18 protein-coding genes are annotated in these 22,582 nt (G+C 34.2%); 9 read left to right on the top strand and 9 right to left on the bottom strand.

What is annotated here, in order from left to right; translation table 11 throughout:
- Positions 1-112: 112 nt before the first annotated feature.
- Together OS191_RS14450 and OS191_RS14445 are read left to right on the top strand one after the other, a co-directional pair.
- Positions 113-2,134, top strand: coding sequence for an alpha-ketoacid dehydrogenase subunit alpha/beta (locus OS191_RS14450; RefSeq protein ID WP_267156459.1), 2,022 nt, complete (start codon positions 113-115; stop codon positions 2,132-2,134).
- A 69-nt stretch (positions 2,135-2,203) separates the two neighbouring features.
- Positions 2,204-2,458 (top strand): hypothetical protein, encoded by a 255-nt coding sequence (locus OS191_RS14445; protein WP_267156420.1) that lies wholly within the window; start codon positions 2,204-2,206, stop codon positions 2,456-2,458.
- Positions 2,459-2,555: 97 nt separating this feature from the next.
- Here the strand turns inward: OS191_RS14445 and OS191_RS14440 are convergent, their stop codons facing one another.
- A complete protein-coding gene (locus OS191_RS14440) occupies positions 2,556-2,747 on the bottom strand; it encodes a cold-shock protein (RefSeq protein ID WP_007646460.1) in 192 nt (63 codons plus the stop codon).
- Between the two features lie 233 nt (positions 2,748-2,980).
- Between OS191_RS14440 and OS191_RS14435 the strand changes: the two genes are divergently transcribed.
- Positions 2,981-3,334 (top strand): hypothetical protein, encoded by a 354-nt coding sequence (locus OS191_RS14435; RefSeq protein ID WP_267156419.1) that lies wholly within the window; start codon positions 2,981-2,983, stop codon positions 3,332-3,334.
- 50 nt (positions 3,335-3,384) lie between these two features.
- Here OS191_RS14435 and OS191_RS14430 read toward each other — a convergent pair whose 3' ends face one another.
- From OS191_RS14430 to OS191_RS14410, 4 genes are all read right to left on the bottom strand, one after another.
- Entirely contained in the window at positions 3,385-3,978 is a 594-nt protein-coding gene (locus OS191_RS14430; RefSeq protein ID WP_416236427.1) for a DUF4136 domain-containing protein, read from the bottom strand.
- Positions 3,979-3,995: 17 nt separating this feature from the next.
- Positions 3,996-5,990 (bottom strand): urocanate hydratase, encoded by a 1,995-nt coding sequence (gene hutU, locus OS191_RS14425; RefSeq protein WP_267156418.1) that lies wholly within the window; start codon positions 5,988-5,990, stop codon positions 3,996-3,998.
- A gap of 125 nt (positions 5,991-6,115) precedes the next feature.
- Positions 6,116-6,268 carry a C1orf53 family protein gene (locus OS191_RS14420; RefSeq protein ID WP_267156417.1) on the bottom strand — a complete coding sequence of 51 codons (153 nt, stop codon included), beginning with the start codon at positions 6,266-6,268 and terminating at the stop codon, positions 6,116-6,118.
- Between the two features lie 1,006 nt (positions 6,269-7,274).
- Positions 7,275-12,395 carry a RemA C-terminal-like gliding motility protein gene (locus tag OS191_RS14410; RefSeq protein WP_267156415.1) on the bottom strand — a complete coding sequence of 1,707 codons (5,121 nt, stop codon included), beginning with the start codon at positions 12,393-12,395 and terminating at the stop codon, positions 7,275-7,277.
- Positions 12,396-12,819: 424 nt separating this feature from the next.
- Here OS191_RS14410 and OS191_RS14405 point away from each other — a divergent pair, with 424 nt between their 5' ends.
- Genes OS191_RS14405 through hemL form a run of 3 tightly spaced genes read left to right on the top strand, consistent with a single transcriptional unit; the run spans position 12,820 to position 15,840 of the window.
- Positions 12,820-13,710, top strand: coding sequence for a 1-aminocyclopropane-1-carboxylate deaminase/D-cysteine desulfhydrase (locus OS191_RS14405; RefSeq protein WP_267156414.1), 891 nt, complete (start codon positions 12,820-12,822; stop codon positions 13,708-13,710).
- A gap of 7 nt (positions 13,711-13,717) precedes the next feature.
- Entirely contained in the window at positions 13,718-14,539 is an 822-nt protein-coding gene (locus OS191_RS14400; RefSeq protein WP_267156413.1) for a glucosaminidase domain-containing protein, read from the top strand.
- 14 nt (positions 14,540-14,553) lie between these two features.
- A complete protein-coding gene (gene hemL / locus OS191_RS14395) occupies positions 14,554-15,840 on the top strand; it encodes a glutamate-1-semialdehyde 2,1-aminomutase (protein ID WP_267156412.1) in 1,287 nt (428 codons plus the stop codon).
- A 57-nt stretch (positions 15,841-15,897) separates the two neighbouring features.
- Here the strand turns inward: hemL and OS191_RS14390 are convergent, their stop codons facing one another.
- Both OS191_RS14390 and OS191_RS14385 read right to left on the bottom strand, forming a co-directional pair.
- A complete protein-coding gene (locus tag OS191_RS14390; protein ID WP_267156411.1) occupies positions 15,898-16,353 on the bottom strand; it encodes a DUF4890 domain-containing protein in 456 nt (151 codons plus the stop codon).
- Between the two features lie 72 nt (positions 16,354-16,425).
- Positions 16,426-17,415: a hypothetical protein gene (locus OS191_RS14385; RefSeq protein ID WP_267156410.1), complete on the bottom strand. Its 990-nt coding sequence runs from the start codon at positions 17,413-17,415 to the stop codon at positions 16,426-16,428.
- A gap of 186 nt (positions 17,416-17,601) precedes the next feature.
- On the opposite strand from OS191_RS14385, the gene OS191_RS14380 reads away from it, so the two are divergent.
- From OS191_RS14380 to OS191_RS14370, 3 genes are all read left to right on the top strand, one after another.
- Entirely contained in the window at positions 17,602-18,201 is a 600-nt protein-coding gene (locus OS191_RS14380) for a SprT-like domain-containing protein (RefSeq protein ID WP_267156409.1), read from the top strand.
- A 133-nt stretch (positions 18,202-18,334) separates the two neighbouring features.
- Positions 18,335-19,414, top strand: a complete 1,080-nt coding sequence (locus OS191_RS14375; RefSeq protein WP_267156408.1) for a mannose-1-phosphate guanylyltransferase — start codon at positions 18,335-18,337, stop codon at positions 19,412-19,414.
- A gap of 86 nt (positions 19,415-19,500) precedes the next feature.
- Complete coding sequence (locus OS191_RS14370) at positions 19,501-20,988, top strand: DUF389 domain-containing protein (protein ID WP_267156407.1); 1,488 nt, start codon at positions 19,501-19,503, stop codon at positions 20,986-20,988.
- 60 nt (positions 20,989-21,048) lie between these two features.
- Here OS191_RS14370 and OS191_RS14365 read toward each other — a convergent pair whose 3' ends face one another.
- Positions 21,049-21,816, bottom strand: a complete 768-nt coding sequence (locus OS191_RS14365) for an ABC transporter ATP-binding protein (RefSeq protein ID WP_267156406.1) — start codon at positions 21,814-21,816, stop codon at positions 21,049-21,051.
- On the bottom strand, positions 21,816-22,553 hold the full coding sequence (locus OS191_RS14360; protein WP_267156405.1) for an MlaE family ABC transporter permease: 738 nt from the start codon (positions 22,551-22,553) through the stop codon (positions 21,816-21,818). Before OS191_RS14360 ends, OS191_RS14365 begins: the two co-directional genes overlap by 1 nt.
- Between the last annotated feature and the right edge of the window lie 29 nt (positions 22,554-22,582).

Below are 22,582 nucleotides of genomic sequence, written 5' to 3'. Positions count from 1 at the left end.
AATCCCTAACGCAAAAAATAAATATTAATAGTTAATTAGAGAATTCGTGGAAAATAAGATAAGTAAAGACATACTAGAAAAAGGATTTTCAACTCTTTGTACGGCCAAAGCTATGGCAGAATTATACGAAGCTAATTTTAAGCAAGTGTCTAAATATGTACATGCCACTTCTAGAGGGCATGAAGCCATACAAATAGCCTTAGGAATGCAATTATTACCTCAAGATTATGCTTTTCCGTATTATAGAGACGACGCTATGTTATTGTCATTTGGTGTAACCCCTTACGATCTCATGCTGCAATTATTAGCTAAAAAAGACGATCCCTTTTCTGGAGGAAAAACTTATTATTCCCATCCTAGTTTAAAAGATGCTGATAAACCTAAAATTCCACATCAATCTTCAGCCACAGGTATGCAAGCCATTCCCGCTACCGGAGTTGCTATGGGTTTAAAATACTTAGAAGAACAGGGTTTAAATAATCCTTATGTCATTCAGAGCAATAGCGAAGAATCTCAACTAAATCCAATTTCTGTTTGCTCATTAGGCGATGCCTCTGTAACCGAGGGGGAAGTTTCTGAAGCTTTCCAAATGGCAGTTTTAAAACAAATGCCTATTTTATATTTGGTACAGGATAATGGTTGGGATATTTCAGCCAACGCTGCAGAAACAAGAGCTCAAAATGCCTTCGAATATGCAAAAGGATTTAAAGGTTTGGAAGCTATAACTATAGATGGTGCTAATTTTACAGAGAGTTATCAAGCTATTCAGAAAGTAATTGCAACCATCAGAAAAGAAAATCGTCCGTTTTTAGTTCATGCTAAAGTGCCTTTATTAAATCATCATACTTCTGGGGTAAGAATGGAATGGTATCGAGACGATTTAGAAGAAGCACGCTCTCGGGATCCATATCCAGTAATCAAACAACAGTTATTGGACAACGGTTTTACGTCTAAAGAGATTGAAGCTATAGAGAATTCAGCAAAAACAACCGTTCAAACGGATTACGAGAAAGCTTTAAAAGCTGAAGATCCAAAGCCCGAAGACTTATTTACCAACGATTTTGCTCCAACCCCAATTACAGAAGAAAAGGGAGAGCGATCTCCAAAAGGAGCAGAAAAAGTGGTGATGGTAGATTGTGCCTTATTTGCTGTGGAAGAGCTTATGAGAAAACACAAAGAATGTTTGCTGTACGGACAAGATGTTGGAGGCAGATTAGGAGGTGTTTTTAGAGAGGCTGCCACTTTAGCTCAAAAATTTGGAGACGACAGAGTTTTTAATACCCCAATTCAAGAAGCGTTTATTGTAGGCTCAACCGTTGGAATGAGTGCTGTTGGTTTAAAGCCTATTGTTGAGGTTCAATTTGCAGATTATATTTGGCCTGGGTTAAACCAGTTATTTACAGAAGTTAGTAGAAGCTGTTATTTAAGTAACGGAAAATGGCCTGTAAGTATGATTCTTCGTGTGCCCATTGGCGCTTATGGCAGTGGAGGACCTTATCATTCCTCTTCTGTAGAAAGCGTTATTACTAATATTCGTGGCATTAAAATAGCCTATCCAAGTAATGGAGCCGATTTAAAAGGTTTGATGAAAGCTGCCTATTACGATCCAAATCCCGTTGTGATTTTAGAACACAAAGGGTTGTATTGGTCTAAGGTGCCGGGAACTCAAGGCGCAACCTCTATTGAGCCTGCAGAAGATTATGTATTACCATTTGGAAAAGCTTGGGTTCTACAAGAGATATGGAAACAAGAAAATGTAGAAACCATCACTATTGTTTCTTATGGCATGGGAGTGCACTGGGCCATGAATGCTTCGGAAGAGCTTGGAATGAAGAATCAAATTGAAGTTATCGATTTGAGAACTTTATATCCATTAGATGAAGAAACCGTAATGAAATCGGTTAAAAAAACCGGGAAATGTCTGGTGGTTACCGAAGAACCTAGTAATAATAGTTTTGCACGAGCCTTAGCAGGAAAAATTCAAGAAGACTGTTTTAAGTTTTTAGATGCACCTGTAATGACTATTGGAAGTGAAAATATGCCAGCGATTCCATTAAATACAACTTTGGAGCAGACCATGATTCCATCTACAGAGAAAGTTATGACTAAGATAAATGAGTTATTAAATTATTGATTTGAGTTAAATTATAGTCTAAATGTTGAGTAATTTTATTCAAAATTATAAACACTAAAATTTAATATTATGAAAAAAGTAATTTTTATGTCGTTCATGGCTTTATTTATGTCCATGTCGTTGACATCATGTAGGGAAGAAAATAAAACTCAAAAAGAAGAGTTGATAGAAGAGATGCAGGCTAAAGATGCAGATATCGAAGTAAAAGATCGAGCTTCAGACACTAAAATTAAAATGGAAACCGAAGATAAAAAGGTGAAAATTAAGGAAGGCGACGACGGCGATACAAAAATAAAAGTCAAAGAAGACAATGACGATTCTTAAAAAATTAATGTTTTAAATCGATTATTGGAATAATCTTAAAAAGAAAAAGAGCCTATCGTAATGATAGGCTCTTTTTTAAAGCTTTAAAAGTATATAATTAGATAACTTTTACGTTAATCGCGTTTAATCCTTTTTTTCCTTCAGTTAAATCAAATTCAACTTGGTCACCTTCTCTTACTTCGTCAATTAAGCCAGAAATGTGTACAAAATGCTCTTTGTTGTTTCCTTCTTCTGTTATGAATCCAAAACCTTTAGAGTCATTAAAAAATTTTACTGTACCAGTACTCATAATAATAATAATTTATTTAATTAAGCGACAAAGGTAATCTAATAATCTGATTATTAAAGTTTTTTTTAGATTTAGTTTTTATTTTTTTAAGAATTCATATGAGAACCTTTATTACAAATGTTTTGAACTTAAAGAAATAATTTATTTTCAATAATAGAATTTCATAGAAGCACTCCTATATTGATAATTTTTGTATATTTATTTTTTTAAAATCAATATTAATAAAAACTATCATGAAAAAATACCTTTCTTTATTTAGCTTTATCGCTATATTCTTTATTGGGATACAATCTTCTTCTGCTCAAGATGCAGCAAGACAACAGAGTCCTGAAGAAATTGCCAAACAAAAAACATATGAGTTGCATGAACTTGTACAGTTAACAGGAGAGCAACAATCTGCTATATTTCATATGCTAGTTGAAGCTGAACAAAATATGGGTGCTTTAAACAAAAAGGATATTACAGATTCTTTAAGAAAAGATGGAACAAAAACTGTAAATGAAACGGTTCAGGCATATTATAGAAAGATACTTACTCCAGAGCAATATGAAACTTATCAGAAATCTTTAGTAAAAGATAAAAAATAAGTTAATTATATAAATATAAAAAAAGACTCAATTTAATTGAGTCTTTTTTGTTAATTATTTTCAGCTCCAGGAGGATATTTCTCCATAATCGAGGCTACAAATTCCTTAATACGTTCCTCTTTCTTTTTGGAACTACTACTTAAGTAGCCCGTTCCAACACCTTGCCAAACAAGTTCTTTTTTATTAGCATCTATCAAGTCTACATATAGAATACCTTCGGTAGAAGTGGTTACTGTATTATAGTTTCCATAGTAATAAGGACTCCAGCCCCAACCATAACCGTACGGATACATTCCAGATGGTTGAATGTTTACTTTTTCTCTAGATTTAGTAAAAATACTCACTAATAAATCAGGAGTTTCAGATTTGGTGAAGCCTTTAGTTATTAATTCAGATTCTATAGCTCGAAGCATGCGTCTTTTATCTAAATCGTTTATTTCAGCTTTGTCAATGCCTGGTTTGTAAAAAGCAAAGGTTTTGTATTCAGAAAAATTAGCCTCCTTGTCAAAATCGGCTGCTACTCTAACAGAGGTACAAGACATAACCGTAACCAATAGAAATGCGCTTAATAAAATAAAAGATAATTTTTTGTTCGAAAAACTAAGAAAATTTAAGTGTTTTCGATGTGATGATACTTTTTTCATAACAAGTGAGTTTTAGGTTAAAACGAGTTTAGCAATTTTTCATCAACTAAGTTTGGAAGTGTTACTTTTAGATTAGGCTCGGCTTCCATGGCTCTTTTAATGGCAAAAACAGCGCCTTCATTTCTTGCCCAACTTCTTCTAGAAATACCGTTATTGACATCCCAGAAAAGCATAGACTTTAAGCGTCTTTCTGCATCTATACTACCATCAAGAACCATACCAAAGCCTCCGTTTATAACTTCACCCCAACCAACACCACCACCATTATGGATGCTTACCCATGTTGCTCCTCTAAAGCTATCTCCAATCACATTATGGATAGCCATATCTGCTGTAAAGCGTGATCCATCGTAGATGTTACTTGTTTCTCTGTAAGGCGAATCAGTTCCTGAGACATCATGATGGTCTCTTCCTAAAACCACTAAACCGATCTCTCCTTTTGCTATGGCATCGTTAAAAGCTTGCGCTATTTTCATTCGGCCTTCGGCATCAGCATATAGAATTCTAGCTTGAGACCCTACTACCAATTTATTTTCCTGAGCTCCTTTTATCCATTGGATATTATCTGCCATTTGTTGCTGAATCTCTTTGGGAGAATTAAGTTTCATTTCTTCTAAAACCTGACAAGCTATGGCATCTGTTTTGGCTAAATCTTCTGCTTTTCCTGAGGTACAAACCCAACGGAAAGGTCCAAATCCATAATCGAAACACATGGGTCCCATAATATCTTGAACATAACTAGGGTATTTAAATTCTTTACCTATAGTAGGATTTTTAGACATCACGTCTGCTCCAGCACGAGAGGCTTCTAGGAGGAATGCGTTTCCATAATCAAAGAAATAGGTGCCCTTTTCTGTATGCTTGTTTATGGCTTTGGCATGACGACGTAAGGTTTCCTGGACTTTTTCTTTAAATAATTCTGGGTTGGTTGCCATCATTTTGTTGGCATCATCAAAAGAAATGTCTACTGGGTAATAACCTCCAGCCCACGGATTGTGGAGCGAGGTTTGATCGCTTCCCAGATCGATAGTGATGTTTGCCTCATCAAATTTTTCCCAAACATTAACCACATTTCCTAAATAGGCTATAGAAATGGTTTCTTTGTTAGCTTTTGCTTTCTTGACTCTTTCTACTAAGGCATCTAAATCTGTGATTTTTTCATCAATCCAACCTTGATCCAAACGTACTTGAGTTATTTTTGGGTTCACTTCTGCGCAAACGGTAATACAACCAGCAATATTTCCTGCTTTTGGTTGCGCGCCACTCATGCCGCCTAAACCAGAAGTAACAAATAGGTTTCCTTTGGGGTCTTTGTTTATTTTTCTAAATCCGTTTAAAACGGTAATGGTTGTTCCATGAACTATGCCCTGTGGACCAATATACATATAACTTCCGGCCGTCATTTGTCCGTATTGGGTAATACCAAGGGCATTAAATTTTTCCCAATCGTCTGGTTTGGAATAATTAGGAATCATCATCCCGTTGGTAACCACTACTCGTGGTGCTTCTTTATGACTAGGGAATAAGCCCATTGGATGTCCGGAGTACATCACTAAGGTTTGTTCGTCGGTCATTTCAGCTAAATACTTCATGGTTAACCGGTATTGTGCCCAATTAGAAAAAACGCCACCGTTACCACCATAAGTAATGAGTTCATGAGGATGTTGAGCCACAGCATGATCTAAATTGTTCTGAATCATCAACATGATGGCTGCAGCCTGCTTGGATTTAGCCGGATAGTCTTCAATAGGTCTTGCGTAGATGTCGTATTCAGGATGAAAACGATACATGTAAATTCTTCCGTAAGTTTCTAGTTCACTTTTAAATTCAGGAAGTAATGTTTCATGATGTTTTTTATCAAAATAACGAAGAGCATTTTTAAGTGCTAATTTTTTTTCTTCAATCGTTAAAATTTCTTTTCGTTTGGGTGCGTGATTTACACTCTTATTAAAAGGTTTTACTTGTGGTAAGTTTTCTGGTATGCCTTCTAGTATTTGTTCTTGGAATGTCATGTGTTCAGTTATCTATTATCTGTTGTCTGTTGTCTGCTGTGTTATTATTTCTGATTCGCGTTGACCGTTTTCTACTTTATTTATTATTATCTATTTTCTCGCAACTCAAACCTTATGCCAATTTCCTAATGCTTTCTTTTATTAAATCCGTATGGACAATGTCTGCATCCACTTTCGCAACAGTATCCTCTTTTTAGTAGGTATTGCTCGGTAAAACAGCGATAGCCTTCTGGAGTTAGGTAATAATCGCCTTCTTCTAAGGGTATAATCTTCTTCATATTACAAATATAATGGAAATGATTAATGAATAACGCTTGTTGATTGAGGATTGTTGTTATTAGAGGTTATTCCATAACTGTCTTAGATTTGTAAGAAAAAATTACAGCTCTCATACACTATCCATAGGGAAGCCATAGGAAAGGTATGGGAAAGGTATGGGAAAGGTAAGGGGAGACTTTTATCAGATGTTCATTATAAAGGTGTTGTATTTAATTAAAATTTACGCAATGGCAAATGTTGATTTTATATTTATCAAAAATTTTAAAATAATTAATAATTAATAATTAATAATTAGTATTTAGGTCTTAGACTCAGTTTTAGATGTGTTTTCTTATTTAGTATAAATTATAGTTTGTAAGAAAATAACGGGGTTTTTATAGGTTCTCTGTGCTGAAATTCTGGTGAAAAATCGGTGCGAACCATGTACGGACTATCTACGAGCCATCTACGGATCATCTACGGACTATCTAGAGAGTGTGATTCTAGCTAAAATAATCAGACAGTGATGTTCTTTGGACTGAATTTTGATTATTTTTGGATATGATTGTTATTTCAAAATTCCTAGTGCCCAAACATTACTTAGGACTTAGCGTTTGGCCTTTTATTTTCCTGAAGCATAAAGCTTTAAAACAAGATGAGATTTTAATTAATCATGAACGGATTCATATTCGACAGCAAATTGAATTATTAATTCTTCCTTTTTATATACTGTATATTTTGGAATTTCTATGGCGTTTTTATCAATACAGATCCTGGCATTTGGCGTATAGAAATATTTCTTTTGAACAAGAATCTTATACAAACGAAAAAGACCTTAACTATTTAAGGTCAAGATCCTTTTGGAATTTTGTTAATTATTTTTAATTAATTTTTGTTTTAAACTATATAAATTACCTTCAAAATAATATCAGGAATCTTAATATTTGCTTTAAAAAAAAGCCCTTGAAAAAATGATTATCAAGGACTTTTTGGTTGGCTATTAATTGGAGATTAAAGAGTTCTTTTTCAATGTTTAATAATTACTTTCTGAGTTTTTTGAAGTCCGTTTTCTAAAGTTGCTTTAACAAACAGAACACCATCTGAATTAGTTATATTTTTAATAATAAGTTCTGTGTTATGGATATTATTACTGTTATAAAGCAAGCGCCCCAAAACATCGTAAACTGCTACAGATTTGATAGGTTCTAAACTTGAAGTCACTTTTATATAGCTGTTATTTGGAGCTATAATCGAAATTCCTGCATTTGTTTCAAAATCTTCAACGGATAGTGCGTTATCTGTATAACGTAGTATAAACCTATCGTTAAAAGTCCCAACTTCTGAATTAAAACTATAAGGTACACTTCTTAAATCGTGAATCATTCCGGTATATGTATCTTCTAAAAAGATATCTTGAGTTGTATTCCCAAAGAGACCATCTACAGAATTTATAGCTATGGTATAGTTTCCATTTTGAGGAATAATAATTCCTAAGGGAACCAAATCTGTATCTATGAAAGGTAAGGTTTTTCCTTGGATAGAAAACTCATCATCCTCTAATAAAGAGTAGAATCTTGTACTGGTTTTACTTAGGTCGAAGCCATCATAAAGTCTATCGATACCATTGGTAGCGTTTTCAACATACCCCACTAGAATGGAATTTGCATGATTATCCGGAGCAATTAAATCGAGCCAGATTCTATGTTTTTCTATTTCAGTAGAGCTTTCAGAAGATTCATCTGTTCTATAAAATTGACTGTTATTTAAGGTTTCGCTTCGCATGGTATTATTAAAAATTATATTTGAAGGCGTGGTTGCCGTATGTTCCATGAGTACAAAAAAGGCTTGTCCAGCTGCTATATCTCCATTAAAACCAGTTGGATTAGACCCTGTGCTATTATAGGCTATATAATCATTTGGGTTGTAATTATAAACAAAGCCATCATAAAAAGGATCATTAATTATATCACTTGGGGTTTCTAAATGTCTCCATAAATATACCGTTCCGGCAATTGATGCATTGGTGTCATCGGCAATTATTGCTGCATTTTCTGCTATAAACAGATCTGCAGAGATTGCAGAAGGATATGGATTACCTACCAAATTCCAGTTGTCATCATGTCTGGTAGCCATTGTGGTTCCTCCTCCGGTATAAGTCCCTCCATTGTAGATTCCTCTTGTTATAGCTTTTGTAATGACACCATTGTTAGGTCTTCCTACAAATTCTGGTGTACCAGGTGTAGGAGTACCAGCTACATTTCTAATAATATACCCTTTTCCGTTTAGCATGGTTTCTGTTGTTGCTTGCCAATTTCCATGATTTCCAGCTCCATTACCTGCAATGGTTGGAATCCATTGATATATTAATGAAGATCCGGGAGAAACATTAGTTATACCAAATCCTTCAACAGGAGATGACCAATAAATATAATCATAAGAGCTTGCAATTGTTGGAGTTCTTCTCATGTTTATATTACCATTTCCCGTGTTGTTATTCACGTTGGTAGCACCATCTGTAATTTGTATTAAACTTCCAGAGTCTCTAATATCAATAGTTCCATCTAAGTGGACCCAATCTGTAACAAGCAATTTAGTGTTAGAAGCTACTTCCAGACTCGCTGTAGGAGCAACGGTTAAATTTAAAGCATAAGCTGGAACTGGGGGTGTGGGTGGTGTAAAATAACTCTCATCAGCTATTGGTGGTTCTATGTTTGAGATAGTTGCGTCTGGAATAAGTACACAGTCCATTGGAGTTGGAACTCCAATAGGCTCCCAATTACCATCTACATACCAGTTGTTATCTATATGGCCCATCCAAGTTTTGCTTGTTCGGTCTACAATTATTTCATCTGTTAAAGTTACTGGACCAGAACAGGTATTAAACTCAGCTACTGCAAAGTATGAATTCGCTGCATTTACCGTAACACTGTTATCTCCATTAGAAGGGATTTCATTTCCAACAGCTACAGAGCCTTCGTACCAGGTAATGTTTGAAGGTACGATGGCAGCTCCATTTGGAGTAAAACGCCAAGCTTCGTTTGTTGTTTCCCAATTGGTGTCAAGACCATTTCTACATGGGGCCACAGCATATTGGTTATTAGGACCCAAAGGTGTGATATCTCCTTGAATTCCTACAATAGCATTCCCGCCATTCCATGGAGAAACATTTCCGTTATCTATACGTTTTTCTTCTATAAACACTTCTATGATGTTTGTAGATTCATGAAGCACAATCATACCTGTATAAAGAATTGAATTGTCACTAAACATAGGGATATCATGCCAAGATACTTGAAATTGCCTGCAAGGGGCAGAACCAGTTATTCGGCTTTTAATGGCGTCTGCAGGTAATCCGTAAGGGTCGATATCGTGATAGACACCATAAATAGTTTGCTCAAATAAAGCTCCTACAGTACTAGGTAGGTTATTGTTAAAACTATAGCCAGAACCACTACCTGGTGTAATACTGCTATCGAAAGTAATTACTCCATTTGCACCAACTAACGTTTGAGTGTATGAGTTTTCATAAAAACAAAAATTAAATCCAAGATTAGTTCTAGAGGCAGCCCAAGTGTCATCTGAAGATATAGGTTGTGAGTTTACAGTTCCTGCTAATACGGCAAAACCATAATCTGGAGCAGGGCTTGTAGGGTATGTTATTTGCTCTACGATATAACTAGTGGTTTCCTTTAAATTAGGATTTGCCACTAAGGTTATATTGTCCGTTGCACAATCTAGTGAAGCACTTGGGTTTAAATCAAATGGGTCTGCAATAAACGGGTTATTGCCTTGTTCGTCAATAATTATTGTTGGGCAAAGGGTAGGGGATGCTACTACTGTTCCTGATGATGTACAAGGTTCCGTAACACAGATATTAAATGTTGAGGTAGCACCTGTTGTAGATGACCAAGTAAATACTTGTACGAAATAAGTAGCTCCAACAGTTAAACCAATTAAGTCAGTTGAGTCAGAATCATTACATGAAATATTATCTGCCACTGCTACACTACAATCTGGTGGAGTAAATGGACCATATACCGCATGGTACATATCTGTAGTGCTTCCAGAAACATTAAATAGGCTTACTGTTTGACTTGTGTTTGTAGCCACGAAGCTATACCAAACGTCATCATTTGGAGTTCCAGAACAAGCATCTATACCAGAATTGGTTGCACTTCCAACAGAGCCTGTAGTGCCAATACAAGTTGAATTTACCGTTAAGCTGATTGCCCCACAAGGTTCATCGTTAGTTGGAGGTGGAGGAGGTGTTCCAATACATATATCAAAAGTAGATGTTTGACCAGATGTTGATGTCCAAGAATAGACTTGTACAAAATAGGTTTGGCCGGTTACCAAGCCAGTTAATGTACTAGAGTTTGGGTCTGAACAACTAATATTTGAGCCAGAAACAGTAGCATTTGTACAGTTTGGTGGATTAGCATTAGCAAATGGACCGTATACAGCATGATATAAGTCGGTTGTACTGCCTGCAACATTTATTAAATCAACAGTATGACTAGGTCCAGTAGCCACAAAATGATACCAGACATCATCATCGGAAGTTCCAAAACAAGGATTAATACCAGAGTTTGTTGCACTAGCAATTGTTCCAGATGTTGTGTTTGAACAGGAATAATCTGGATTTACTGTTAAACTTACAGCACCACAAGGGTCATCGTTTGTAGGAGGAGGAGGAGGAGTGCCAATACAAATATTAAAATTAGTATTTTGTCCAGTTGTAGCCGTATATGTGTAAACTTGAACATAATATGTGTTTCCTATAGTTAACCCTGTAATAGTACTAGAGTTAGGATCTGAGCATATAATTGGGGTACCAAGAGTACCACAAGCGCCATTATAAACCGCATGTACTAAATCTGTAACGCTTCCAGAAATATTATTTAAATCTACAGTGTGATAAGTTGAAGTCGCCACAAAACTGAACCAAACGTCATCATCTTCTGTACCTGTACAATTATTTGCTCCAGAATTGGATGCAAACTCTACTGTCCCAGACGCAAAATTTGAACAGTTAAAGTCATTGTTTGTTAATACAGGTGTTGCAGCACAAGGCTCATCATTTGGCGGAGGGGTTACAGTTGTACACGTTCTAGAAATTGTGAAATTTCCTGTGGTAGTACCAGTAGTCCAATAGGCTATGTATATATAATAGTTAACACCATTTGTAGTTATAAATGTGTAGGTTTCGCTTCCACCAAAAGCATCATCACAATCTATATTAGTTAAAGCACCACAGCTTCCGCTTGTTGTAGCCATTTCGAGATCAAAACCACTTCCTGTAGCTGTTATGGTGGTTTGATTGCCATCTCCAGTAAATGTGTACCATACCCCATAATTAGACATTGTACACCCTGTGTTATGTGCAAAATTTGTAGTGTTATTTGTTGTGCCTGTAAGAGTGGTGGTGCCACAAGGTAAAGGTGTTGCATTTACACATAGGTCATTTGCAGGAGGTGGTGGTGGTATGTTTGAAACTAAAGAAATATTATCAACTGCAATTGGGGGATTGCCTCCAACACTACTATCATTTCGCCATTCAAAAATAATTCTAAATGTGCTTCCAGCATATCCGGAAGGAAGAGTAAATGTAGATGAACCCCATGTTGTTTGTTCGCTAAAGTTACCTCCAACTTGCACTCTTCCTGTAGGAGCAGTACCTGTTGCCGCAATTTGGTTACCGTAAGTAGGGGTGAAAGTTGTTGGTGTTAACCATATGCGCATTCTGTCATATGTACCTTCTCCATCACAAATCCAATCAAAATTAAGTGTAATATTAGATTCTCCTGGTGATACAGTAATGTTTCTATAGATGTGTGAAACTCTAGTAGCACTGTTAGTATAGGTGTGTGGTGGAGGTGTTCCTGCTGTATTGTTAGAAACGTATGCTGCTCTTATACCTGTAAACCCTGTTGTAGCACCTGTATTGCATACCCATTGATTATTAGTAGTTGTTGTGCTCGTTGTTGCTGTCCAACCATTTAGTGCAAATGTTGCTCCTATTTCAAAACCCCCATTCCCTGTAGGAGAAATATGAGTTGTCTGCCCAAATCCATTAAAGAATATTAATAATAAGATACTTAATATGTAAAACCTGATTAAGTAAGTAGAAGTGTATTCTTGTTTCATGCGCTATTAATTTGTTATATAAACATGTTTTAAACCTATTTATAAATATTCTTAGTTTAAGAAAATTAATTGCAAGCTTTTTAGGCTTTGCTATAAATAACAAAGGGTTAAGAGAATGTAGATTTTGGGGAAATCTTAAGGAAAATGAATTATTTTAATGTTTTTTAAATAAAAACAACTAATATTTTATAAAATTAACTGTTATTTTAAATTTAACGATACTGTTAAGTTGTTTTTATTAAGTATTTGTTAACATAAAAATAGATTATTTTTTTAATAGCTTATTATGCTTTTTGGTTTTTCGATAAAACGCTATAAATTAAAGATGAGATGCTATTATTTTGAATATATATTTTCTTTTTATAAGTATTTGCTTACCGTTAGCTATTCTTATCTTTGTTAGATAGATATAATTAAAGATGTAGTGATTCAGATAAAAGTCCAGCCCAATATTAGAATAAACAATCAGCTTTTTATTAAGCCAGATTATTTAAATCATCCATTTATTTCTGGAAATAAATACCGGAAATTAAAATATAATATTCTTGAAGCTAAGAATCTCAATAATCAAACACTGTTAACTTTTGGAGGAGCCTATTCCAATCATATTGCAGCCGTTGCTGCAGCAGGAGGTGAGTTCGGATTTCAAACTATTGGCGTTATCAGAGGAGAGGAATTAGAAAATAAGATTGAAGAGAATCCAACCCTAAGGTTTGCAAGAAAGCAAGGCATGCGCTTTTATTTTGTCTCCAGAGCTGCTTATAGAGAGAAAAATACTCAAGCTTTTCTAGAGGACTTACAAAGTAAGTTTGGAGATTTTTACTTAATCCCAGAAGGAGGAACTAATAATTTAGCGGTTAAAGGATGTGAAGAGATATTAACTGAGGCTGATAAAGACTTCGATTTTGTGTGTTGCCCCGTTGGAACAGGTGGTACGATTAGTGGGTTGATTAATTCGAGTTCTCCTCATCAGAAGATTCTAGGTTTTCCTGCACTAAAAGGTGACTTTTTGCAAGAAGAAATTAGTAAATTTGCAACTAATTCAAATTGGGAATTAATTACAGATTATCATTTTGGAGGTTATGCTAAAATAAATGCTGAATTAATTAGTTTTATTAATGAATTTAAATCTCAGTATGGCATGCCTTTAGATCCAGTGTATACTGGAAAAATGATGTTTGGAGTTTTTGATTTAATTCGTCGCGGCTATTTTTCTAAAAACTCTAAAATTTTAGCCATTCATACAGGAGGATTGCAAGGAATTGAAGGAATGAATGCTGAATTGATAAGAAAGAAATTACCAATAATTAATTAATAGATAAATGAGAAAACTTGTATTGCTTTTTGTTTTAGGTGTTTTTGTTTTTAGTTGTGGTTCGAGTAAAAAAACGAGCTCCAGAAAATCTAAAAGTAAAACAAAAACGGAACGTGTTGTAATAGATCCCAGAACAAAACCAAGTGTTACAAAAGAGGAGGCCGTAGAAGTAATTGTAGAAGAAAAAACACCTGAAAGAATTCCAAATTCAATCGATGATTATATAGCCATCTTTGCCCCTATAGCTCAGGAAGAAATGCGACTATATGCCATTCCAGCTAGCATTACTTTAGCTCAAGGTATTTTAGAATCTGCTTCTGGAAAAGGACGTTTGGCAGTTGAAGCAAATAATCACTTTGGAATTAAATGTCACGAATGGACAGGTGCTAAAATTTATCACGATGATGATGCTGCACAAGAATGCTTTAGAAAATATAACGATGCAAAATACTCTTATCGTGATCACTCCTTGTTCTTAACACATAGATCGCGTTATAAAGGTTTATTTGCCTTAGATATAGACGATTATAAAGGTTGGGCTAAAGGCTTAAGAGCTGCAGGTTATGCTACCGATAGAAAGTATCCAGATAAGTTAATAAGTTTAATTGAGCGTTACGACCTTGATAAATATGACGATGAGGTTACTGGAGGTAAAGTTACCCAAACAGTTTCAGTAGAAGCAAAAGACACGCATCTAATTATTAAAGGAGATACCTTGTACTCGTTATCTAGAAAATACAATACAACGGTTGACGACCTTAAGAGAATAAATAATTTAACAAATAACGATTTAACTATAGGTGAAATCTTGATAGTAAAATCTAATTAATAAGAACGTATTTCATGTTATATAAAAGAAGTAGTGCTTTGTTTGCCGAAGCTGAAACTGTCATTCCCGGAGGAGTAAACTCGCCAGTAAGAGCTTTTAATGCTGTTGGAGGAACTCCTGTTTTTATTAAAAAAGCTAAAGGAGCTAATTTAATTGATGAAGATAATAATGAGTATATAGATTATATAAATTCATGGGGACCTATGATTCTTGGTCATGCCTACAAGCCTGTTGTAGATGCTGTTATTGAAAAAACGAAGTTGGGAACTTCTTTTGGAACTCCTACAGAAATAGAAACAAAAATTGCTCAACTGGCCGTTTCTATGGTTCCTAATATTGATAAAATAAGATTTGTAAACTCTGGAACAGAGGCTTGTATGAGCGCCGTAAGATTGGCCAGAGGTTATACAGGGAAAGATAAGATTATAAAATTTGCTGGCTGTTATCACGGTCATAGCGACTCGTTTTTAATTCAAGCAGGATCCGGAGCTGTTACTTTTGGAAGTCCTAATAGCCCAGGGGTTACTAAAGGAACTGCTCAAGATACTTTATTAGCAGTATACAACGATATTGAAAATGTTGAACAGCTTATAGAAGCAAATAAAGGAGAAATTGCTTGTATTATTTTAGAGCCAGTAGCTGGAAATATGGGTTGTATTCCTCCAAATGATAATTTTCTACAAAAATTAAGAGCTTTATGTACAGCTAATAGTATTTTACTAATTTTTGATGAAGTAATGACGGGTTTTAGGCTTGCTAAAGGTGGCGCACAAGAATTGTATGGAATAGAAGCAGATTTGGTTTGTTTTGGAAAAGTAATTGGTGGCGGATTGCCAGTGGGGGCTTTTGCCGGGCGTTCTGAAATTATGAATCACTTAGCTCCTCTTGGACCTGTTTATCAGGCAGGAACTTTAAGTGGAAATCCGTTAGCTATGGCAGCAGGCTTGGCTATGTTAACCGAATTAAATGCCGATAAAGATATTTATAAGCGTTTGGCAGATAAAACAGCTTATCTGCATAAAGGCTGTGCTGAGGTTTTAAATAAACACAAAATTCCACATACAATTAATAGAATTGGCTCAATGATTTCTATACATTTTTCCGATACAGATGTGGTGGATTTTGAAACAGCAGCCGAAGGTAATAACAATCGCTTTAAAGCCTTTTTTCATGGCATGCTAAAAGAGGGCATTTATATAGCTCCAAGTGCTTTTGAAACCTGGTTTATTACAGATGCTTTAACTTATAGCGACTTAGATAAAACCATAGCAGCTTGCGATAAAGTTTGTAGTACTTTATAATAAAAAAAGCTATCTAATTTGTTTAGATAGCTTTTTTGACTTTTTATTAAATACAAATTACTTTTTTTGTTCACCCATGCTTGCTTTTCTTTTTTTATGCATGCTTTTTTGACGATTCTCTCTTTTCTTCTCTGTCATCTTTTCCCATTTAGTAAACTGTTCGTCATCAAGAATTTCCTTCATTTTTTTCTTCATTTCAATTTGATAATCTAATCTATCATTTTTCATTTGAAGTTTTTCTTCTTTAGACAATTCTTTTTTAGATGCTAAACTTTTATTGGTTTGCATCTGTTTGGATTTGTCCCTTCTAGCCTTTGCATTTTCGAGTTGTAATTGTGCAACTTGTTTTTGTTGGGCTTCAGTTAAATTTAAATCCAGAGTAAGCTGTTTTGTTTGCAATTCAGCTACTTCTTCAGGCGTATAATCCTGCATTTTTTGCTTGCCATGGTTTTTTTCCTGCGCCTGGGTAAAGCTTGCTATAAATACGAAGGTAATACATACTAACTTTTTCATCTTTATCTGTTTTTATGTTATAATACTAAGACAGTTAAATAATGAAATAGTTTAATATAGGCTTAAAATTGACTATAAGGTATTTAAATATTCTCTTACTAAATCGTATCCTTCAGAATGTATCATGGTGGTTCCTGTTAAAGGCATGCTTATTCCAGCATAATACATAGACATTCTAAAATCAATGTTTGGTTTGTCCTCTAAAATATAGGTTTCAGCAAATGGTGTTTCATAAGATAATCGTAAATATGATTGGTCTCCACAAAAGCCTCCTTCGCTGTGGCAATGAGCACAATTCATATCGAAATAAGCTCGTGCACGTTCTTCTAAAGTGTAATTAGCAGTATCTTCCCAGTCAGGCAGCTGAGACACTTGAGTTACATCTGATAATCCAGATATATAATTTTTAGAAACCCAGTCTTCTAGCTGATTATTTCCGTTTAAAGCTCTTAATCTAGGACCAATAGGCATGACAATATTGTTAGAATTATGACATTCTATACATTGAGTAGCAGACGGAATAACATAATCTACATTTACAGTGCTTCCGGTCATGTCTGTATAACTAACAGGTACAGTACCAGTTGTGTTATCTAAAACAGCATCGGTTTGTTCAGCGTTCCATTTGTAATTTCCAAGTTCCCAAATTCCACTTTTCTTAATTAAGATACGAGTTTCAATTAAATGTCTTCCTTCCGTTTCATCCCTTTCGTTATTAAAATAATAAAAGGTTTTTGCCATAACTGTATTGTCTGGAAAATTTGGAAACCCATCGTCTATATATTCCATGGAAGTTCCAGCTGGTAAAGCTAAAACACGTTGTTTGTGAGAGTAATCTGTAAAGAGCGTGGTATTTAAATCATAAATAAAAGCGCGATCGCTAGGTGTTAAATCGTTTAGATTTTCAGTAAATAAATTGAGCTCAGATAAATTGGGCAAGAATTCCGGAACAACTTCTGGGGTTGGTTCTGGGGGAATTGGCGAATAAATAGTGTCGTCTGCATCTTCAGAACAAGAAAAAGTTAGCAAGCCTATAGCTGCTAAATAGATAAGTTTTTTCATTTTTAAAATAGATATTTGGAAAGTGAAAATAGTAAAAATGTTTTATTGATAAATAAAAATAGCGATAAAATTCTGATATTTACTGAATAAGCAATAAATAAACTTAGATTATAGGTCTAAATTTAATCCTTCATTTATCAGTGAAATGAGGTTATTTTTATTTGAATAAAACACTATTTTTGTTGTATGAAGAAGACCTTACAGCCGTTTGTTAATGAATGTGTTTTAGATCAAGTTTTAGAGCTTTTAAATCACGAGCATTTAACAGTTAAAGTAAAAAGTGAACGTAAAACCAGGCATGGAGACTATAGGCGATTAACGAATGGAGCGCATGAAATTACGGTAAATTCTAATTTAAATTCCTATCGGTTTTTAATAACTTTAATACATGAAGTGGCTCATTTTGAGGCTTATAATTCTTTTGGAAGAAGTATTAAACCACATGGCAAAGAATGGAAATATACCTTTCAGAGATTGATGCTCCCTTTTCTAAACCCAGAGGTGTTTCCTAATGAATTATTACCGCTTTTAGCAAAACATTTTAAAAATCCAAAAGCTAGTAGCGATACAGATACTGCTTTATCTTTAGCTTTGAAGCAGTACGATGCCCCTAACGATAAAACTTTTGTTTTTGAAGTGCCAAAAGGAGCAACTTTTAAACTTTATAATGGAAAAATTTTTAAGAAAGGAACCACAAGAACAAAACGTATTGAATGTGTTGAAATAAGTAGTGGAAAGTTGTATCTTTTCAATCCAAATGCGGAAGTAGAGTTGTTGAAATTATAGTATTATTCTTATGACAACAGAAGATTGGAAATTTAATATTTTAATTATGAGTTAGTAAACATTTTCAAATTATATAGTTTTTATAATATAGATTGTTAAGACCTTAACGTCTTGAAATTGATAAATTAAATTTATGAACAAAAATTATTACGCCATATTAATGGCAGGAGGAGTAGGCTCGAGATTTTGGCCAGTAAGCACGCAGGATTTCCCTAAACAATTTCATGATATGTTAGGTACTGGAGATACATTAATCCAAAAAACGTTTCAAAGACTGTCTAAGCTTATTCCTAAAGAAAATATCTTTATTTTGACAAATGAAAGATATAACGATTTAGTTTTCGAGCAATTACCAGATGTAACCAAACGCCAGGTTGTATTAGAACCAGCCATGCGTAACACAGCTCCATGCATACTTTATGCTGCATTAAAAATTCAAAAGGAAAACCCAGATGCTGTCATGATTGTCGCACCAAGCGACCATTGGATAGAAGACGAACAAGCTTTTACAGACAATGTGCAGCAAGCTTTTGATTATTGCACGAATAACGATGCGTTAATGACACTAGGTATTAAGCCCACATTCCCAAATACGGGGTATGGTTATATTGAATACAATACTAGTTTTGAAACAGATATCAAGCAGGTTATTCAATTTAGAGAGAAACCAAATTACGAAACAGCTAAAAAGTTTATAGAACAAGGTAATTTTTTATGGAATGCAGGAATTTTTATGTGGCATGTGAAACATGTGATTGCTGCTTTTAAAAACAATCAGAAACAATTATTTGAGCTTTTTGAAAAAGGAATTCCTGTTTATAATACAGAGAAAGAAAGTGATTTTATAAATGAAAATTACGGAAAAGCAGAGAATATTTCTGTAGATTATGCCATTATGGAAGCCTCAAATAATGTATATGTTATTCCTGCTACTTTCGATTGGAACGATCTTGGGACCTGGGGAAGTTTGTATGACAAGCTTGATAAAGACTCCAACCAAAACGCCATTGTTAATGCGCGTGCTTTAATAGAAGATGCTTCAGGAAACATGATTCGGACTAAAAAAGATAAAGTGGTTGTGGTAGATGGTTTAAACGATTATATTATTGTAGATAAAGATGAGGTTTTGCTTATCTACCCTAAGGCTAAAGAACAAGATATTAAAATAGTTTTGAATAAAGTAAAAGATGCTTTTGGGAATTCTTTAGGCTAGATTTAAAAACTCCTATAAGAAGTAATTCAAAAGAGAATACCAACGATTTTTATTTATATATTGGTCTGAGTTTTAATTAACATACAATGGAAGAAAACAAATTTAACTTTTCTGAAGAAGAAGCTAACAAGAAGGACGCAGTAGAAAACGCTAAAAAAGAGCAAGCTGTTAAAGATTCTAAAGAAGCAGTAAAAAAGGATGCTAAAGGCTTATTTCAGAATATAAAAAAGTTTTTAAACGAACTTTTAGACTTTAGAGACGATACGGATAGAGACGAAACCATAGAAGCCATAAAAAGAGATATTTCTTTTAAAGGTGCTACAGCATGGATTTTAGTCTGTTCTATTTTTGTGGCTTCCATTGGATTAAATGCCAATTCTACAGCAGTTGTCATTGGAGCCATGTTAATTTCCCCGCTTATGGGACCTATTTTAGGAATAGGTATGTCGGTGGCAGTTAATGATATAGACACCATGAAAAAGTCGTTAATAAATCTAGCAATTATGATTGTTTTAAGTTTATTAACAGCCTTTTTATTCTTTTATCTTTTTCCGTTGAGTGAAGATACCTCAGAGTTATTAGGAAGAGTAAAACCTGATATTCGAGATGTTTTAATTGCCTTTTTTGGTGGTTCGGCATTGATTATTGCAAAAACTAAGCGAGGTACTATTGCATCTGCCATTTTTGGAGTAGCTATTGCAACGGCATTAATGCCTCCACTTTGTACAGCTGGGTATGGCTTAGCAAAAGCCAACTGGCCTTACTTTTTTGGAGCCATGTATTTGTTTATAATAAATACCATTTTTATAGCTTTAGCAACCTTTATTATATTAAAAGCGTTACGTTTTCCAATGCTTAAATATGCTAATTCTCAAAAGAGAAAACGTATTGCTAGAATAGCTTCTGTATTAGCAATTATTGTAATGGTACCTGCTGTATGGACTTTTGTTGAGGTATTAAAAGAGAGTAATTTTTATGCAGACGCTAGAAGTTATGTAGAAAAAGAGGTTAGTGGTTTACCAGATTACGAATACATTAAAAAAAACATTGTATATAAGTATGATAAAAAAGAACCTTATATTGTGTTTAACACCTATGGATTAAGCGAAATGCCACAGTCTACTATAGATTTATTAAAATATAGAAAAGATGCCTACCCAGCTTTAGCAAACACAAAAATAGTCTTTAATCAAAGTAGGGCAGAGCAGTATGATAATATGAAATATATGGAGCAAATACGATATCGTGACTCTGTAGATTTAATGTCACAAAATCAAAAGATAGCATTTTTAGAAGATCGTGTAAAATCTTTATCGGCTTTAGAAAAAAACACGATTCCTTTTAACGATGTCGTTCAAGAAGTAAAAATTAATTACGAGAACTTATCTGCTTTTAGTTATGCAAACTTTATCAAAACAAACTTCAAAACTGTTGATACTATTCCAGAGTTTTTAGTGACTTGGGACATAGAAAAAATAAAAGAAAAAGACATTGATAAAGAACAAGACAAATTAGAACGTTGGTTAAAAGTTAAATTAAAACTGGATACGTTGGTTGTAAGACGAACATATTAGTGTTGATGAAAGAAATTGAAGAACCTTTATAGGGAGCTATAAAAGATTAAACTGTTTACTTTACTGTCTTTCCTCTAAATACATCTGACGCACTTTTTTGAATAATTCAGAGGAATAAACAAAATCGGTTACCACTTCATTATCTGTTTTAAAGATGTTTTCTTTGGAGCCTTCCCAAGCTTTTAACCCATCTTTTAAAAACACGATTTTTTCACCAATTTCCATAACTGAATTCATATCATGAGAATTTATAATGGTTGTAATATTATATTCTTCAGTAATCTCTTGAATTAAATTATCAATTACAATAGCTGTTTTTGGATCTAAGCCAGAATTAGGTTCATCACAAAATAAATATTTAGGCTTATTTACTATAGCTCTAGCAATAGCAACTCTTTTTTGCATTCCACCAGAAGCTTCACTTGGCATCTTGTTGTGAGCATCTTCAAGCTTGACACGTTTTAAAACAAAATTAGCACGATCTTCCATTTCGCTTTTACTTTGTTTGGTAAACATGCGCAAGGGAAACATGACGTTTTCCATAATGGTCATCGAGTCGAATAAAGCACTGCCTTGAAAAACCATTCCCATTTCAGAACGAAGTTCTCTTTTTTGGTTGGCATCCAATTCTGAATAAATTTTTCCATCGTAAGAAATACTACCTTCTTCAGGTTGAAATAACCCTAATAAACATTTTAGAAAAACTGTTTTTCCAGATCCACTTTGTCCAATTACCAAACTGGTTTTACCTTTTTCAAAAGAGGTAGAAATGCCTTTTAAAATATGTGCATCTCCAAAAGATTTATGTACATTTTTTACTTCTATCATTAGCTAAGCAGGAGTTGGGTTAAGACATAGTTTAAAAGAATAATAACAACACTTGTCCAAACAAAGGCTGTTGTACTTGCTTTCCCAACTTCTAACGCGCCACCTTTCATGAAATAGCCATGAAAAGAAGGAATAGTTGCTAAAACAAAAGCAAATACTATCGTTTTTATAAACGCATAAGTAATATGAAACGGAATAAAATCTAACTGTACTCCAGTAATATAATCATCGAGAGTGCTAAAGCCACCATAAACACATGCGGCCATACCTCCAATAATTCCTAAAAACATTGCAATAGAAATTACAAAAGGGTAAAGCATTAAAGCTATAAATTTTGGAAAAACCAAGTAGTTAATGGCATTGATACCCATAACTTCTAAAGCATCTATTTGTTCTGTAACACGCATGGTACCTATACTAGAGGTTATAAAGGAACCAACTTTTCCGGCCATAATAATAGAAATAAATGTAGGGGCAAACTCTAAAATAATGGATTGTCTGGTAGCAAAACCAACTAAATATTTAGGAATTATTGGGCTCGTAATATTTAAAGCGGTTTGAATGGTTACAACGCCACCAACAAAAAACGATATAAAAGCTACAATGCCTAAGGAGCCAATAATTAAATCGTCTATATCTTTAAAGATAAGTGTTTTCATTACAGACCATTTGGTAGGTTTGCGAAACATATCTTTAATCATTATAAAATAAGCACCAATATTATGTAGGTATTTCATATTTTAATTTGTAATTGCTAAAGTATGAA

The sequence above is a fragment of the Xanthomarina sp. F2636L genome, from assembly GCF_026410195.1.
In the GTDB taxonomy this organism is placed as follows: domain Bacteria; phylum Bacteroidota; class Bacteroidia; order Flavobacteriales; family Flavobacteriaceae; genus Xanthomarina.
The sequence above is the reverse complement of the archived record's forward strand: the minus strand, read 5'-3'. Positions and strand labels throughout refer to the sequence as shown.

Excerpts from the sequence above, each read along its gene's own strand:
- OS191_RS14400 (WP_267156413.1), top strand. The coding sequence starts at position 13,718 with ATGAGAAAACTTGTATTGCTTTTTGTTTTAGGTGTTTTTGTTTTTAGT.
- OS191_RS14410 (WP_267156415.1), bottom strand. The coding sequence starts at position 12,395 with ATGAAACAAGAATACACTTCTACTTACTTAATCAGGTTTTACATATTA.
- OS191_RS14380 (WP_267156409.1), top strand. The coding sequence starts at position 17,602 with ATGAAGAAGACCTTACAGCCGTTTGTTAATGAATGTGTTTTAGATCAA.
- OS191_RS14450 (WP_267156459.1), top strand. The coding sequence starts at position 113 with ATGGCAGAATTATACGAAGCTAATTTTAAGCAAGTGTCTAAATATGTA.
- hutU (WP_267156418.1), bottom strand. The coding sequence starts at position 5,990 with ATGACATTCCAAGAACAAATACTAGAAGGCATACCAGAAAACTTACCA.
- OS191_RS14440 (WP_007646460.1), bottom strand. The coding sequence starts at position 2,747 with ATGAGTACTGGTACAGTAAAATTTTTTAATGACTCTAAAGGTTTTGGA.
- OS191_RS14360 (WP_267156405.1), bottom strand. The coding sequence starts at position 22,553 with ATGAAATACCTACATAATATTGGTGCTTATTTTATAATGATTAAAGAT.
- OS191_RS14370 (WP_267156407.1), top strand. The coding sequence starts at position 19,501 with ATGGAAGAAAACAAATTTAACTTTTCTGAAGAAGAAGCTAACAAGAAG.
- hemL (WP_267156412.1), top strand. The coding sequence starts at position 14,554 with ATGTTATATAAAAGAAGTAGTGCTTTGTTTGCCGAAGCTGAAACTGTC.
- OS191_RS14385 (WP_267156410.1), bottom strand. The coding sequence starts at position 17,415 with ATGAAAAAACTTATCTATTTAGCAGCTATAGGCTTGCTAACTTTTTCT.
- OS191_RS14375 (WP_267156408.1), top strand. The coding sequence starts at position 18,335 with ATGAACAAAAATTATTACGCCATATTAATGGCAGGAGGAGTAGGCTCG.
- OS191_RS14430 (WP_416236427.1), bottom strand. The coding sequence starts at position 3,978 with ATGAAAAAAGTATCATCACATCGAAAACACTTAAATTTTCTTAGTTTT.
- OS191_RS14365 (WP_267156406.1), bottom strand. The coding sequence starts at position 21,816 with ATGATAGAAGTAAAAAATGTACATAAATCTTTTGGAGATGCACATATT.
- OS191_RS14390 (WP_267156411.1), bottom strand. The coding sequence starts at position 16,353 with ATGAAAAAGTTAGTATGTATTACCTTCGTATTTATAGCAAGCTTTACC.
- OS191_RS14420 (WP_267156417.1), bottom strand. The coding sequence starts at position 6,268 with ATGAAGAAGATTATACCCTTAGAAGAAGGCGATTATTACCTAACTCCA.
- OS191_RS14445 (WP_267156420.1), top strand. The coding sequence starts at position 2,204 with ATGAAAAAAGTAATTTTTATGTCGTTCATGGCTTTATTTATGTCCATG.
- OS191_RS14435 (WP_267156419.1), top strand. The coding sequence starts at position 2,981 with ATGAAAAAATACCTTTCTTTATTTAGCTTTATCGCTATATTCTTTATT.